Source organism: Streptomyces sp. NBC_01707 (genome assembly GCF_041438805.1).
Classification (GTDB): Bacteria; Actinomycetota; Actinomycetes; order Streptomycetales; family Streptomycetaceae; genus Streptomyces.
The window spans coordinates 6381452-6394307 of the sequence record NZ_CP109190.1 but is presented as its reverse complement, the minus strand read 5'-3'; the positions used below and the strand labels follow the sequence as shown (position 1 = coordinate 6394307).

Sequence of the window (12856 nt, the reverse complement as noted above, 5' to 3'; positions counted from 1 at the left end):
AGTTGACGCCACGTCGGAGAACGAGGGAGCGGTGAGGGGTCGCCGCGGTTCCGCCAGGAGTCCGCGCTAGGGAATGACCACGACCGGGCGCTGCGCGCGCCGCGCCAGCCGCCCCGCCACCGAGCCGAAGATCCGGCCGACGATGCCGTGCGTGGAACCGACGACGATCGCGTCGGCCGAGTACTCCCGGCCCACGTCCTCCAGCTCGTGGCAGATGTCGCCGCCCCGCTCGACGAGCACCCACGGGACCTCGGAGAGGTAGTCCGCGCAGGCGAGCTCCAGCCCGAGGACCTCGGTGCGGTGATCGGGCACGTCGACGAAGACGGGCGGCTCGCAGCCTGCCCAGACCGTGGTCGGCAGCCGGTTGGCGACATGGACGATGATCAGACCGGAGCCTGATCTCCGGGCCATCCCGATGGCATACGCGAGGGCTCGCTCACTGGACGTGGAGCCGTCGAAGCCGACCACGACCCCATGCCGGAAGGCGGGATCGCAGGAATGGCGTGTTTCTTCGACCGCCTGCTGGTCCGACAGAGGGTCGGCTACCTGCTTGCGGTCCGCGGGTTCGGGGATTTCGTGACCGGCCATCGGTGTCTCGGCGAAGAGAGTCCTCGTGAGGAGTGAGCGGCTTGGGGAAGGTGTATCAGCGGGCGGTGATGCGGTGTCCGGGAATCATCTTCCCAACCCCTTACCCCCAAGGGTACGGCGCCACTCCTCCACTGCCCAGACCCCCGCAAAGCGCGTGCGATGTTCCAGGGAGCATGCCCGAGGCGGCTCCGTATGGCAATGCCGGTTGCGTAGTACATCGAGCTCGCGTGAACGGCGGGCCGTCCTCGGCGACCAGCAAGCAGCCGAGCACCACCGGCCACGCGCCGGCGCCGCAGAGTCACGGCACCGCACGCTCCGCACCGAAGCGGGGCACCCCGGGGCGCCGACGGCGGAGCGATGCCGGGAAACGACGCCGCGGCGGTGTTCAGCTGTTCACCGGTACCGGTCGCCCGCGTGGCGTTCGGCACATCCGCCGCCCCGGCCGCCGATACACCCACCGACCGGATACCGCCACCCGTCCCGGTTCCGCCGTTCCCGTCGCGACCTGCCGGGTCCCGCCCCGCCCACCTGGCCACAGGGGGCGTACGGGCGCAGTCGCATCGTCGGGGTCGTGCGCCGGTCAAACGACGGATTCAGGCTTGCGCAACCATATATTTTCAGCCAACTTCTCACCCCTGCCCATTCCTTGGGGAATTGGCCGATCAACCCCCTTGCCACCAGGCAAGAAGAGACCAGGCGGTACGCTTCCACCCGACGGGGACGGGCCACGAATGCGAGGCGCACTTCCCTGCACGGCTTCTGGGTGAAACGCTTCGTGATCGAATGCTTCCCGCCAAGTTGCCTTGTCGACATAGTGCTGGTTGGTCAACTTGTCACGTCGGCACCGCGGGACGCAGTAGATTCGATCTTGGGTGCCGAAGACTGGGGACTCGCGCAAGACCGAGGGGAAATGTGCAGGAGCGACAGGCCCGTAAGGACCAGGGAGACGCGAACACCGAGGGGGGCTTAGCGTCATGAGCCAGGACTCCGCCGCCGCAACGGAGGCTGTACGGAAGCTCAGCGGACGACGACGTCGGGAAGTCGTCGCCGTGCTGCTGTTCAGCGGCGGCCCCATCTTCGAGAGCTCCATCCCGCTCTCCGTGTTCGGGATCGACCGCCAGGACGCGGGAGTTCCGCGCTACCGACTGCTCGTCTGCGGCGGGGAAGAGGGACCGCTGCGCACCACGGGGGGACTCGAACTCACCACGCCCTACGGGCTGGAGGCGATCAGCAGGGCAGGCACCGTCGTGGTGCCCGCCTGGCGTTCGATCACCTCTCCGCCGCCCGCCGAGGCGCTGGACGCGCTGCGCCGTGCCCACGAGGAAGGGGCCCGCATCGTCGGGCTGTGCACCGGGGCGTTCGTGCTCGCCGCCGCGGGCCTGCTGGACGGCCGCCCGGCCACCACGCACTGGATGTACGCACCGACGCTGGCCAAGCGCTATCCGTCGGTCCATGTCGACCCGCGTGAGCTGTTCGTCGACGACGGCGACGTGCTCACCTCCGCAGGGACGGCGGCCGGCATCGACCTCTGTCTGCACATAGTCCGCACGGACCACGGCACGGAGGCCGCCGGTGCGCTGGCCCGCCGGCTCGTGGTCCCGCCGCGGCGCAGTGGCGGTCAGGAGCGCTACCTCGACAGGTCTTTACCTGAGGAGATCGGCTCCGACCCGCTCGCAGAGGTCGTGGCCTGGGCGCTGGAGCACCTGCACGAGCAGTTCGACGTGGAGACGCTGGCCGGGCGCGCCTACATGAGCAGGCGGACCTTCGACCGGAGGTTCCGTTCGCTCACCGGCAGCGCGCCGCTCCAGTGGCTGATCACCCAGCGGGTGCTGCAGGCGCAGCGACTGCTGGAGACGTCCGACTACTCGGTCGACGAGGTCGCGGGCCGCTGCGGCTTCCGCTCGCCGGTCGCGCTGCGCGGACACTTCCGGCGCCAGCTGGGCTCCTCCCCCGCCGCGTACCGGGCCGCCTACCGGGCCCGCCGTCCGCAGGCCGGGGCGCCGGACCCGGTGGCGACCGCCATCGACACGGTGGTGCCCGCACAGGGCACGCCCGCGAGCCGGAGGCCCGGCGCGACGGGAGCCCCGTCGGGCCCCGCGGTCGCGGCCCCCACGGCGGTCGGTGCGGGTCAGCCGGAGCACGGGAAGCCGGCGTCCGATGCGTACGCCACAGGACGCCCGACCCTGCCGGGGCAGCGCAGCGCCCCGTAGGGTGGGGCGTATGAACGATCGCATGGTGTGGATCGACTGCGAGATGACCGGGCTCTCGTTGACGGAAGACGCACTCATCGAGGTGGCCGCACTGGTCACCGACTCGGAGTTGAACGTGCTCGGCGAAGGGGTGGACATCGTGATCCGCCCGCCGGACAGGACGCTGGAGACGATGCCCGAGGTGGTGCGGCAGATGCACACCACCTCGGGCCTCCTCGACGAGCTGGCCGGCGGCACCACCCTGGCCGACGCCGAGGCCCAGGTACTGGCCTACGTGCGCGAGCACGTGAAGGAGCCGGGCAAGGCCCCGCTCTGCGGAAACTCGGTCGGTACCGACCGTGGCTTCCTGGCCCGCGACATGGCGGCTCTGGAGGGCTACCTCCACTACCGGATCGTCGATGTGTCCTCGATCAAGGAGCTGGCCCGCCGCTGGTACCCGAAGGCGTACTTCAACAGCCCGGAGAAGAACGGCAACCACCGGGCGCTCGCGGACATCCGTGACTCCATCACGGAGCTGCGGTACTACCGGGAAGCGGTCTTCGTACCGCAGCCCGGGCCCGACTCCGAGCAGGCGAAGGCCATTGCGACACGCCTGACGCAGCAGTCGGTCTAGGACCTTGGGAAGCCGCTGGTCACGAGTGTTTCGGGGCCCGGGATCAGCGGCTGAACAACGAGGGCGCGAGCACCCTCTCGGACCCTGTACACTTTTTCTCGGCCGGTCAGAAAAAGACCGGACATGGTGGGTATAGCTCAGATGGTAGAGCACCTGGTTGTGGTCCAGGATGTCGCGGGTTCGAGTCCCGTTACTCACCCTGAAGGGAAGGGCCCCGGTCTTCGGACCGGGGCCCTTCTCGTGTGCCCGTGCGACTGAGCCCCCCTCACCAGGCCCCTGTGTGACGGTCGTCACCCCTGCGTTCGGCCCGGGGCGTCCGTCAGGACGAATCGCGGACGACGAGTTCCGTCGGGAGCACGATCTGCGGGCGCACCTCGTTCTCGCCCGCGATCTCCTGGAGCAGCACCCGCGTCATCACCCGGCCCATCTCCTCGATCGGCTGGCGCACGCTGGTGAGCGCCGGGTCCATGTGACGGGCGACGGCCGAGTCGTCGAAGCCGATCAGCGCCACATCGTCCGGGATGCGCCGGCCTGCCTCGCGCAGGACCTGACGCGCGCCCGCCGCCATCACGTCGGAGGCGGCGAAGACCGCGTCCACGTCGGGGCGGCGGGCCAGCAGCTCCCGCATGGCGCGGGCACCGCCCTCCTCGGTGAAGTCGGCGGGCGCGATCAGCTCCTCGTCCGGGCCGAGACCGGCCGCCGCGACCGCCTTGCGGTAGCCGTCGAGGCGGCGCTGCGCGCCGTACACGTCGAGGCGCCCGGTGATCGTGGCGATGGAGCGGCGACCGCGGGAGATCAGATGGTCGACGGCGCCGCGGGCGCCCTCGAAGTTGTCGGAGTCGACCGCGGCCAGCGTCTCGGAGGCGGATCTGCGGCCGCTCATCACGGCCGGCATGCCGAGCTGTTCCAGCAGGTCCGGCAGCGGGTCGTCGGCGTGCACGGAGACCAGCAGCACGCCGTCGACGCGGTGCGCCGTCAGATACTGGGCCAGCCGCTTCCGCTCGCGGTCGTTGCCGACCAGGGTCAGCAGCAGCTGCATCTCGGTGTCGGCGAGGGCCGCGCCGACACCGCGGACGATGTCCGAGAAGTACGGCTCGGCGAAGAACCGGGTCTCGGGCTCGGGAACGACGAGGGCGATGGCGTCCGTGCGGTTTCCGGCGAGTGCGCGGGCCGCGCGGTTGGGTACGTATCCCAGCTCGGCGACGGCGGCTTCGACCGCCTCACGGGTGTGCTCGCTGACCCGCGGCGAGCCGTTTATGACCCGGGAGGCCGTGCCACGGCCGACTCCGGCCCGTGCCGCGACCTCTTCGAGCGTCGGCCGCCCGCCGCTCCGTACTCGCGCTGCCGCCATGGCTGCCTCCCGTTCGCGGTCAACTTCTCACAGTCAGATAACCAAACCAAGTCCACCTGTTGGACCCCGTGACACCTGTCCGACCTCGGAAGGCCTGCCGGGCCCAAACTATGGGAGCGCTCCCACCATACGGGATGACGGTGCCGGGTGCAGGTGGCCATGGGTCACCGGATCTGCGGATACGCATCCGGGAGCCGGCCGGAACAACGGGAGCTGCGGAAACGACGGAGACCCGGCACGGGGCCGGGTCTCCGTCGTCCGTCACGTGTGTCTGCACACGGGACACCCCTCAGAGAAGTCAGAGGAGTTCGGGGGCCGGGGGAAGTGCGTGACGGCGGATCACATCGGCGTACCAGTGGGCGCTCGACTTGGGGATGCGGCGCTGGGACGCGTAGTCGACGTAGACCGCGCCGAAGCGCTTGGAGTATCCGTACCCCCACTCGAAGTTGTCCATCAGCGACCACAGGAAGTAGCCGCGGACATCCGCGCCGTCGGCGACGGCCCGCTGGACGGCGTCGAGGTGGCCGCGCAGGTACTCGATCCGCTCCGGGTCGTCGACCCGGCCGTCGGGCGAGACCTGGTCGTCGAAGGCCGCGCCGTTCTCGGTGACCATCAACGGCAGCCCCGGGTGGTCGCGGGTGACGTCCATGAGCAGCTCGTACAGCCCGTTGGGGTCGATAGCCCAGTTCATCGCGGTGCGCTTCTTGCCCTCGGCGAGGTGGAAGGCGACCTGTTCGGAGCCGGTCCACGGGGAGTGGTCGCTGTTGCCGTGGCCGTCGTCGCGGGAGTCGCCCTTGCCCTCCTGCGGCATGGAGACGATCGTGGGCGTGTAGTAGTTCACCCCCAGCACATCGACGGGGCGGGAGATGGCGGCCAGGTCGCCGTCGTGGACCAGCTTCGACCAGTCCACCACGTGCGAGGTGTCGGCGATCAGGTCCTCGGGGTACGCGCCGCGCAGCATCGGGCCCGTGAAGATCCGGTTGCCCACCGCGTCGATCCGACGGGCGGCGTCCACGTCGGCGGCACTGTCGGTCAGCGGGCGGACCTGGTGCAGATTGAGGGTGACCGAGGTCTGCGCTCCAGCGGGGAGTCGATCGCGCAGTACCTCGATCGCCCGGCCATGGGCGAGGTTGAGATGGTGTGCCGCGCGCAGGGTGGCCGCCGGTTCGGTGCGGCCGGGGGCGTGCACGCCGGAGCCGTAACCGAGGAAGGCCGAGCACCACGGCTCGTTGAAGGTGGTCCACACCGGGACCCGGTCGCCGAGGGCGCGCGCCATGATGGCGGTGTAGTCGGCGAAACGCTCGGCGGTGGCCCGCTCGGGCCAGCCGCCCGCGTCCTCCAGCTCCTGGGGAAGGTCCCAGTGGTAGAGGGTGGCGACGGGGGCGATGCCCGCTTCGAGGAGCTCGTCGACGAGCTTGCGGTAGAAGTCCAGGCCGCGCTCGACGGCGGGGCCGCGGCCGGTGGGCTGCACCCGGGACCAGGAGACGGAGAAGCGGTAGGCCTTGAGCCCGAGCTCCTTCATCAGGGCCACGTCGTCCCGGTAACGGTGGTAGTGGTCGGCGGCGACGTCACCGGTGTCACCGGCCAGAACCTTGCCAGGGGTGTGACTGAAGGTGTCCCAGATGGAAGGGGTGCGGCCGCCCTCGGCAGCCGCGCCTTCGACCTGGTAGGCGGCCGTGGCCGCTCCCCAGACGAAGCCCGTCGGGAAGAGTGTCGTCGAGTTCGTTGCCTCGGATGCCGGCTTCGGGGTGATGTCAGGTCGTACGGCAGTCATGCGGGAGCGCTCCCATGTGTGGACGGAACAGAGGCAGGGCGAGGCAGAGGAGGTAGGGGTGGGGCTCCGGGCCCGTACGGCCTGTGGTCGGGGCAGGCCGTACGGGACATCCGGGAGCGGGGGGCACCGGGTGACGGACCATCACCCGGTGCGCCGGGTGCCGTCGGGTCAGCCCTTGACGGCGCCGGACATGATCCCTCCGACGATCTTCTTGCCGAAGATCACGAACACCACGAGCAGCGGCAGCGTGCTGATCAGCGCACCGGCCATGACGATGCTCTGGTCGGGGGTGTAGGACGCGCTCAGCTGGCCGAGGGCCACCTGGAGCGTCGGGTTCTCCTGGTTCAGGGCGAGATAGGGCCAGAAGAAGTCGTTCCACGCCTGCACGAAAGTGAGCATCCCGAGCACCATCATCGCGGGGCGGGCCACCGGGAGCACCACGCTCCGCACGATACGGAAGTTGTTCGCACCGTCGATCTTGGCGGCCTCGATGAGCTCGTACGGCAGCGCCTCCGACAGGTACTGACGCATGAAGAACACGCCGAACGCGCTCACCAGGGTCGGGAAGATCACCGACTCCAGATTCCCGCCCCAGCCGAGGTCGGACATCATCATGAACAGCGGGACGACACTGAGCTGCGGCGGGATCGTCAGCGTGGCGATGACCCCGGCCATCAGTCCGTTGCGTCCGGTGAACCGCATCTTGGCGAAGGCGTAACCGGCCAGCGTGCAGAAGAAGAGCGTCGCCGCCGTGATGCAGCTGGAGACGATGACGCTGTTGACGATCGCCTTGCCCAGATGTGCCTGGTTCCAGGCCGCGTCGAGGTTGTGGAACAACCGTCCGCCCGGCAGGAAGGGCGGTGTGGAGGCCAGCACCTCGTCCTGCGTGTGGGAGGCGGCCACCAGGGTCCAGTACAGCGGCAGCAGCGAGCCGATACCGACGACGGCCAGGGCGATGTAGGCGAACGGACCGCCCTGCAGTTGCTTGCCGGCGCCGGGCTTGAAGCGGCTCGGGCCTTTCTGGAGGCGGTCTGCGGAACGTGCCGGGAGGCCGAGCTCCGGGACTTTGGTGGGGCTGGTGATGGTCATGGATATCGCTCCCGGTCAGACCGCGGACTTGCGTACGAAGCGGCCGATGAGCCAGTTGACCGCGGCGATGATCAGCAGGAGGGCGAGCATCGCCCAGGCCACTGCGGCGGCCGGACCGAGATGCCCCAGGTTCCAGCCGTAGTTGTAGAGGTAGACGCTGAGGGTCTCGTACTGATTCTCGTTGCCTCCGGTCGCGCCGAGGGTGCCGCCCTCCAGCAGCAGGGGCTCGCCGAACAGCTGCATGGAACCGATGGTCGAGATGACGATCGTGAACAGGATCGTGGGCCGCAGCGAGGGGATGGTCACCTTGCGGAACTGCTGCCAGCGGGACGCTCCGTCGAGCGACGCCGCCTCGTACAGATCGGTCGGCACGGCCTGCATGGCGGCGAGGTAGATCAGCGTGTTGTAGCCGGTCCAGCGCCAGATCACGATGATGGAGATCGCGATCTTGGACGTCCAGTGCCCGTTGGCCCAGTTGGTGTGACCGAGGCCGACGAACTCCAGCGCCCAGTTCAGCAGGCCCCCGTCGGCCCGGAAGACCAGGGCGAAGACCAGGGCCGCCGAGGCCACGGAGGTGGCGTACGGGGTGAGGATGACCGTCCGCCAGAAGGTGCTGGCGCGGAGCTTGTAGTTCAGCAGATGGGCCAGGCCCAGCGCGACGAGCAACTGCGGGACCGTCGACATGACGCCGATCAGGAAGGTGTTGCTGACGGCCGTCCAGAACTCCGCGTCGTGCAGGATCTTGTCGAAGTTGTCCCAGCCGACCCATTCCATCTGGTTCAGTCCGGTCATCTCCACCCGGTGCAGGGCGATCCAGCCGGTGTAGACCAGCGGATAGAGCCCGAAAGCACCGAAGACGAGGAAGAACGGGGCTATGTAGGCGTACGGCGACGCCTTGTCGTCGAACCGCCAGAGCCGGCTCCGCCACGTCTGTCGGCGGGCGTTCAGTGGTGTCTGCTGGGAACCGCGGGGTGGCGGGGCGTATGCATCCCGGGTGGGAGTCGAGGTGGCCACGGGCGGGAGTCCTTCCCTGGATTGCTGGTTACCCGGGTACGGGGCTGGATGGGCCGAAGGCGCGTGCGGTGGGCTCGCACGGGGCGGCCGGGGAGATACCCGGCCGCCCCGTGCACGCCCATCGGGAGACGGGCTGTGCGCGGCCCCGGTGCCCCGCGGGGTGGGGACACGCAGGTGCGGGCGGCCCGGGGGCCGCCCGCTGCTGCGACGGTCAGCCGATCGCCTTGTCGATCGCGGTGGTCGCGGCCTTCCAGGCGTCGTCCGGCTTGGTGCCGCGCTGCTCCATGTTGTTGATCTGGGTGGAGATGCTGTCCTTGATCACGCCGTCCTTCGGGCCGAGAACGGTCTCAGGGATCGACTTGGCCTCACCGGCGTAGATCTCACCGATCGGGGCGTCGTTGAAGTACGGGAGCTTCGCGGTCTTCACGTCCGGCAGGTCGTACGCCAGCTTGTTGGACGGGAAGCTGCCGATCGCCTTGAAGACGGCGGCCTGCTGCTCAGGAGCGGTCAGCCACTTGACGAGCTTGGTGGCCTCGTCGACGTGCTTGCCCGACTTGGGCACGGCGAGGAACGAGCCACCCCAGTTGGCGGCGGTCGTCCCGGGGGCGGTGGTGATGTTCCACTTGCCCTTGTTGCCCTCACCGGCGTTGACCGAGATCTGACCGGCCATCCACGCGGGGCAGACCACGGTGGCCATGGTGCTCTTGCGCAGTGCGGCGTTCCACGGGGGGCTGAACTGGGCGAGGCCCTGCGTCAGCTTCTTGTCCGCAGCCTCGGCCGCCAGGTCCCAGCCCTGCTTGACGCTGGGGCTGTCCTTGTAGATCGGCTTGCCGCTCTCGTCGTAGTACTGCTTCGGGTTGGAGCTCACCACGGCGTTGTACATCGCGCTCGCGGAGTCCATGAAGAAGGTGCCCTTGGGGGCGGACTTCTTGTACTCCTCACCGAGCTTGAGGTAGTCCTCCCAGCCGCCGGCAACCTTGGCGGCGACCTCCTTGGGGTCGGTCGGCAGACCGGCCTTCTTGAAGAGGTCGGTGTTGTAGCAGAGCGACATCGGTCCGATGTCGGTACCGGCGCCGATCACCTTTCCGTCGGGCGTGGTGGCCTGCTTCTCCTTCCAGGACACCCAGTCGTCGACGTTGATCACCTTGCTGAGGTCGGCGAACTGGTCCGCCTTGGTGTCGACGATCTCCTTGATCCGGCCGACCTCGAGGCCCTGGACGTCCGCCAGGCCACTGCCCGAGTTCAGCTGCTGGAGCAGCTTGGGGTAGTAGACCTTCTCGTCGGCGGTGGCGTCCTCCTTGACCGTGATGTTCGGGTTGAGCTCGTGGTACTTGGCGAAGAGACCCGCTTCCTTGTAACCGAACTGCCCGAAGTCGGCGACGGTCAACGTGATCTTCCCGTTTGCGTCGGAGCTCCCGCTGGAGTCCGATGAGCCCGAGTCGCTGCATCCGGTCAGCAACAGGGCGGTGGCCGTCAGGCCCGTGGTGGCCACCAGCGCGGCTTTGCGACGCCGGCCGGCGTCGGTGCGGGTGATACGCATTCCACTACTCCTTGTTCCAGGGCGGGACTGGCGTTCTGACTGCGCGCCGTACGCGCAGGTGGGTGCAAGTGCCAGGTGGTGCAGGGGGGAAGACACGGGCAGTGCTGTCCGCGCGAGAATTTCCCGTGCGATGTGGGAGCGCTCCCATGCGCCGATGCCGGAAGGTTGCTGCCTCAAGGGGGTGGGTGTCAAGAGTTGAAGACGGTTCTGTTGCCCGAGTGTGTCCTGCAAGTCACGCGACCGTGTCCGGTCGAAGCCTTGCCTAAGCGTTCCGGCACCGTCCGCGGACAGCGCGTGCTCGTGAATACTCCCAGGCCGGCGAGGGTCTGGAGCCGGGAAGAGTGCAGGGTCCCGGCGGAAGCAGACCGATCGCGCTGTTTTCGTGTGCACCATCGGGCCGGTTCGGCCACGGCTGGACTTTGCTCGTCCGCCCACCGGAAGGTGAACAGGGTGCGGAGCCAGGGGGTGCGTTGGGCCGCATCCGCGTTCTCCCTCCGAACCGTGGCGCCGAGGTGAAAGGGCCTACCTGTGGCCCGGCTGTCGCCGAGGTGGGTGGGTTCAGGCCGTGCGCAGCCGGGTCGGCGTGGTCTCCGGTTCGGTCCGGGCCGCCCGGCCGGCCGCCTCCGCGTCGCCCGCCGCCACGGCGCGCACCGGTGCGTCATGGGTGTCGTCGCCGTGGTTCGGCTCGCCGGAGCGCAGGCCTAGCAGGTCGATGTCCGCATCCACGCGCTCCGCGTGGGGACCGCGCCAGCGGCCCGGCGGGCCGTGAGGCCGCCTTGCGGTCCGGCGATGGCGTACGTGGAGTGCCGGGCGGACGGGGCGATGCCGTGGGGGCGCGGCTGGACACGTCCGTGCTGACGGCAGCGATTCCGGCGGCGCTCTCTGCGGTGAACCGGAAGGTGTGACCAGGCGGTCGCGCGGACCGCGGTCGCCGGACGGGCCGGAAGACCAGGCCCGTCCGGCGACCGGGGACGGAACCGTTCGCCAAGAAAAATGGGGGCGCACCCCGGCCGGATGTGGGGGTGTGGGGCCGGCCGGGGTGCGCGCGGGGGGGGGGGCGGTCTGCGGGGCGGAGAAAACTACTTGTACGCGCCGAACGCCTTCGTGAAGGCGAGCGGCTCCTGCACGATCGAGCTGCACGACGCATCCGCCGACGGCTTCGCCCCGCCCGCGCACGCCTTGTCCCGCGTGCCCGACCACATCGCCAGCCGGCCCAGCCCCTTCTCCTGGGCGAACTTCACCAGCTGCGTGGCGCCCTCGACCTTGAAGATCTCGGTGCTGACGTCGTTCACGCCGATCATCGGGGTGACGGCCACGGCCTTCCACGCCGCCGCGTCCGACAGCCCGAGCACGCCCTTGACCTGGGCCTGCGTCGCGGTCGCCGCCTGGATCGCGTAGGAGCCCATGTCACCGCTGTACGAGGCGCCGTAGTCCATCGCCATGATGTTGACCGCCCCGACCTTGACGCCGCTCTTCTTCGCGTCGGCGATCAGGTCCACACCCGGCTGGGTGAGGCCCTCGGGCATGACCGGCAGGGTGAAGGACACATCGAGGCCCGGGTGGGACTTCTGCAGCTGCGCGATCGCCTGGGCGCGGCGGGAGTTGGCCGCCGTGTCGGGCAGCGCGCCGCCTTCGATGTCGAAGTCGACCTTGGTGAGCTTGTACGTGTCTATGACCTTGCCGTACGCGCCGGCCAGGTCGGCGGCGGAGGTGCAGCTGAGCGCCAGTTCGGAGCCTGCCGCGCCGCCGAAGGAGACCCGGACGTCGCCGCCCTTGGCGCGCAGCGCGCCGATCTGGGAAGCGACGTGGTCGTCGCCGAGGGCGGTGACGCCGCCCCAGAGCGGGGCGCAGCTGCCGCCGGAGGTGATGAAGGCGAGGTTGAACTCCTGCACCCCGGTCTTGGTGGCCGTGTCGACCAGGTCGTACGCCGGGTAGAGGGAGGTGTCGACGTACGGGGCGAAGCCGGCGCCGCCCGCCGTACCGCCGCCGCCCTCGGTCGCGGTGGGTGTGGGGGTGGGTGTGGGTGTGGGGGTCGCCGTGGCGGTCTGTGTGGGCTTGGCCGTGGGGGTGGCCGAGGGAGTCGGGGTCGCGGTCCCGGTCGGGCGTCCGCTGGGCTCCGGGGTCGCTCCGGTGTCGACGGAGCACTTGGCGTTGTTGATCAGGCAGCCGGTCGGGTCCGCCGCCGTGCCGTCCGAGGTGGTGACGAAGCCGACGGTGGCCGACCTGCCGGGCGCCAGCTCCTTGTTCCAGTCGGCGGGCTTCACGGTGACGTGGTTGCCGCTGACGGTGTGTTCGCCGTTCCAGAGGGAGCTGATCCTCGTGCCCGCGGGCAGGTCGAATTCGAGTGTCCAGCCCGTCTGGACCTTGTCGGTGTCGTTGGTGACGACGTACTGCCCGGTGTAGCCGCCCGTCCAGCCGCTGGTCCTGGTGTACGCCGCGCCTACCGAAGCGGCCTGTGCCGTGCCCGTGAGGGCGAAGACCGCGGAGCCGATCACTGCCGCGGCGACGACAGCGCCGATCGCCTTGGTCCTGGTGCTCGCCGTGCGCCGGTGCGTACTGGTGCCCATTGCGTGCCTGCCTCTGTCGTACGGGGGTGTGGGTGCGGGAGCACGCTAGCGGCCCCGAAACCGGCAAATAGGCTGTATCGGTCACGAGTTGATGTTCTTAGGGTTCGCTT

10 protein-coding genes and 1 tRNA gene are annotated in these 12856 nt (G+C 69.4%); 3 read left to right on the top strand and 8 right to left on the bottom strand.

Annotation, left to right across the window (positions count from 1 at the left end; all coding sequences use genetic code 11):
- Nucleotides 1-66 precede the first annotated feature (66 nt).
- Nucleotides 67-588: a universal stress protein gene (locus OG963_RS28725; protein ID WP_030923407.1), complete on the bottom strand. Its 522-nt coding sequence runs from the start codon at nucleotides 586-588 to the stop codon at nucleotides 67-69.
- A gap of 974 nt (nucleotides 589-1562) precedes the next feature.
- Here OG963_RS28725 and OG963_RS28720 point away from each other — a divergent pair.
- The 3 genes from OG963_RS28720 (at nucleotide 1563) to OG963_RS28710 (ending at nucleotide 3610) form a co-directional block, all read left to right on the top strand.
- The gene (locus OG963_RS28720) at nucleotides 1563-2798 is read left to right on the top strand and encodes a helix-turn-helix domain-containing protein (protein ID WP_093776958.1); all 1236 of its coding nucleotides are present in this window, start codon (nucleotides 1563-1565) and stop codon (nucleotides 2796-2798) included.
- A 10-nt stretch (nucleotides 2799-2808) separates the two neighbouring features.
- Nucleotides 2809-3411, top strand: a complete 603-nt coding sequence (gene orn, locus OG963_RS28715; protein WP_093776956.1) for an oligoribonuclease — start codon at nucleotides 2809-2811, stop codon at nucleotides 3409-3411.
- Between the two features lie 126 nt (nucleotides 3412-3537).
- A tRNA-His gene (locus OG963_RS28710) sits at nucleotides 3538-3610 on the top strand.
- A gap of 120 nt (nucleotides 3611-3730) precedes the next feature.
- Here the strand turns inward: OG963_RS28710 and OG963_RS28705 are convergent.
- From OG963_RS28705 to OG963_RS28675, 7 genes are all read right to left on the bottom strand, one after another.
- Nucleotides 3731-4762 carry a LacI family DNA-binding transcriptional regulator gene (locus OG963_RS28705; RefSeq protein WP_030923398.1) on the bottom strand — a complete coding sequence of 344 codons (1032 nt, stop codon included), beginning with the start codon at nucleotides 4760-4762 and terminating at the stop codon, nucleotides 3731-3733.
- Nucleotides 4763-5060: 298 nt separating this feature from the next.
- The gene (locus tag OG963_RS28700; protein ID WP_030923396.1) at nucleotides 5061-6536 is read right to left on the bottom strand and encodes a GH1 family beta-glucosidase; all 1476 of its coding nucleotides are present in this window, start codon (nucleotides 6534-6536) and stop codon (nucleotides 5061-5063) included.
- A 168-nt stretch (nucleotides 6537-6704) separates the two neighbouring features.
- Nucleotides 6705-7625: a carbohydrate ABC transporter permease gene (locus OG963_RS28695; RefSeq protein WP_030923395.1), complete on the bottom strand. Its 921-nt coding sequence runs from the start codon at nucleotides 7623-7625 to the stop codon at nucleotides 6705-6707.
- A gap of 15 nt (nucleotides 7626-7640) precedes the next feature.
- Nucleotides 7641-8639: a carbohydrate ABC transporter permease gene (locus tag OG963_RS28690; protein WP_093776954.1), complete on the bottom strand. Its 999-nt coding sequence runs from the start codon at nucleotides 8637-8639 to the stop codon at nucleotides 7641-7643.
- A 211-nt stretch (nucleotides 8640-8850) separates the two neighbouring features.
- Complete coding sequence (locus OG963_RS28685) at nucleotides 8851-10179, bottom strand: ABC transporter substrate-binding protein (protein ID WP_093776951.1); 1329 nt, start codon at nucleotides 10177-10179, stop codon at nucleotides 8851-8853.
- A 558-nt stretch (nucleotides 10180-10737) separates the two neighbouring features.
- A complete protein-coding gene (locus OG963_RS28680) occupies nucleotides 10738-10905 on the bottom strand; it encodes a hypothetical protein (RefSeq protein ID WP_177309284.1) in 168 nt (55 codons plus the stop codon).
- A 353-nt stretch (nucleotides 10906-11258) separates the two neighbouring features.
- The gene (locus OG963_RS28675; RefSeq protein ID WP_371799611.1) at nucleotides 11259-12746 is read right to left on the bottom strand and encodes a cellulose binding domain-containing protein; all 1488 of its coding nucleotides are present in this window, start codon (nucleotides 12744-12746) and stop codon (nucleotides 11259-11261) included.
- Between the last annotated feature and the right edge of the window lie 110 nt (nucleotides 12747-12856).